Annotated in this window: 2 protein-coding genes and 2 pseudogenes; all 4 read right to left on the bottom strand. The window is 61.5% G+C overall.

The annotated features are described in order from the left end of the window. Positions 1 to 330, bottom strand: a pseudogene (locus tag EN935_RS33870) (DUF1009 domain-containing protein); the annotation flags it as partial. Then, the gene (gene lpxA / locus EN935_RS33865; protein ID WP_109669349.1) at positions 302 to 1,135 is read right to left on the bottom strand and encodes an acyl-ACP--UDP-N-acetylglucosamine O-acyltransferase; all 834 of its coding nucleotides are present in this window, start codon (positions 1,133 to 1,135) and stop codon (positions 302 to 304) included. The pseudogene EN935_RS33870 and the gene lpxA, both read right to left, overlap by 29 nt. Before the next feature lie 13 nt (positions 1,136 to 1,148). Then, positions 1,149 to 1,616 carry a 3-hydroxyacyl-ACP dehydratase FabZ gene (gene fabZ / locus EN935_RS33860; RefSeq protein WP_027036657.1) on the bottom strand — a complete coding sequence of 156 codons (468 nt, stop codon included), beginning with the start codon at positions 1,614 to 1,616 and terminating at the stop codon, positions 1,149 to 1,151. Continuing rightward, a pseudogene (locus EN935_RS33855) lies at positions 1,609 to 1,879 on the bottom strand (UDP-3-O-(3-hydroxymyristoyl)glucosamine N-acyltransferase); the annotation flags it as partial. The pseudogene EN935_RS33855 and the gene fabZ, both read right to left, overlap by 8 nt.

Raw genomic sequence — 1,879 nt, 5'->3', positions numbered from 1 at the left:
GAGACTTGGACGGAGCTGCGTCAGTCTTGGCCGGCGCTTGATCTCGCCGGCAAGCACCAGATGGGTGATCCGGTGCCGCCTCAGCAACGGTATCAGCGAGCCGATACCTTCCAGGGCGAGGCTTTCATGCTCATACCGGGAGAGCTCCGCCATCCGGTCGGCCTCGCCTTCCATCACGATGACGAAGGGCGGATAGCCTTGTTCAGCCGAACCGGCCGCGACTTCGACCGGCAGACTGCCGCCGCCGGCGATGATGCCGACCCGGGAGCCCGGCGAGAGATCAAGACGCGCTGCCGCTGCCTCAGTCTTCGTCATCGACATCGTCGCCATCGCCGCCCTTGAGCGACGGCACAGCATAGTGCCGCTTGCCGCGACTGGTGATGAAATCGATGATCTTCATGGCGGTCGGCGACGACGCGAACTCCGCCTTGGCGAACTCGATGTTCTCGCCAACGGTGCGGGAACGGTCGAAGATCATTCTGTAAGCCTTGCGCAGCACAAGGATTTCGGACCTCGGCAGGCCGGAGCGCTTCAGGCCGATGATGTTGAGGCCGCGCAGACTGGCGCGGTTGCCGACCGCGATGGCATAGGGAATGACATCGCCGACGATCGCGGAGCAGCCACCCAGAAAGGCGTTGTCGCCGATGCGGACAAACTGATGCACAGCGGTCAGGCCGCCGATATAGACGTTGTTGCCGACCTCGCAGTGGCCGCCCAGTGTCGCGCCATTGGCGAAGGTCGCGTTGTTGCCGACGACGCAATCATGGGCAATGTGGGCGTAGGCGAGGAAATTGCCATTGTCGCCGACCGTCGTTTCGCCGCGGCTGGAATCGGTACCGAGATGCATGGTCACGCCTTCGCGGATCGTGCAGTTCTTGCCAATGACCAGGGTGGTGCGACCGCCCTTGTGCTTGGTGTTCTGCGGCGGTGCGCCCAATGTTGCCATCGGGTAGACCTTGGTCGAGGCACCGATCGATGTCGCGCCCATCACCGAGACATGACTGACCAGTTCGACGTCATCGCCGATCACCACATCGGCGCCCACGTGACAGAACGGTCCGATGCGCACGCCTTGGCCGATTTGGGCGCCTTCCTCCACAACGGAGGAAGCATGGATGGATGTCTTGATTTTCATAAGCATTCGATCGTCAGTCGCTGGTGACCATCATGGCTGAAATCTCGGCCTCGGCCGCCTTGGCGCCGTCGACCATGGCTTCACAAGCGAATTTGAGCAGGTTGCCGCGTTTCTTGATTTTCTTCACATAGATCTTCAACTGGTCGCCGGGAACGACCGGTTTGCGGAATTTGGCGTTGTCGATGGTCAGGAAATAGACCAGCGACGGCTTTTCAGTGCCCAGGCTGCGGATGCAGATGGCGCCGGCGGTCTGCGCCATCGCCTCGACGATGAGCACACCCGGCATGACCGGCTGCTCGGGGAAATGGCCCTGAAAATGCGGCTCGTTTATGGTCACGTTCTTGATGCCGACAGCGGACTCGTCGCCGTCGATGTCGACGATGCGATCAATCATCAGGAACGGATAGCGGTGCGGCAGGAGCTTCATCAGCCCCATAATGTCGACCGCTTCCAGCGTCGTCGACGCGATCATGTCAGCCATTGCCTCCCTCGCCCTGTTTGCGGGTCCTGGCGAGCCTGCGCAGCATGGCTATCTCCCGCATCGCTTCCGCCATCGGCTGTGCCGGATAACCGCCCCAGATTTCGCCTGCAGGGACATTGCTCATAAATCCACTTCTGGCGGCAAGCTTGGCCCCGGACCCGATGGTCAGGTGATCCGCAAGCCCGACGCCGCCGCCCATGGTGACATTGTCTCCCACGACCACGGAACCCGAAATACCCGAAAGCCCGGCTATTATGCAATTG

This window comes from Mesorhizobium sp. M7D.F.Ca.US.004.03.1.1, from assembly GCF_003998635.1.
Taxonomy (GTDB): domain Bacteria; phylum Pseudomonadota; class Alphaproteobacteria; order Rhizobiales; family Rhizobiaceae; genus Mesorhizobium; species Mesorhizobium loti.
The sequence above is the reverse complement of the archived record's forward strand: the minus strand, read 5'-3'. Positions and strand labels throughout refer to the sequence as shown.

Bases quoted from the DNA above. Each gene is read 5' to 3' on its own strand.
- lpxA (WP_109669349.1), bottom strand. From the start codon at position 1,135: ATGAAAATCAAGACATCCATCCATGCTTCCTCCGTTGTGGAGGAAGGC.
- fabZ (WP_027036657.1), bottom strand. From the start codon at position 1,616: ATGGCTGACATGATCGCGTCGACGACGCTGGAAGCGGTCGACATTATG.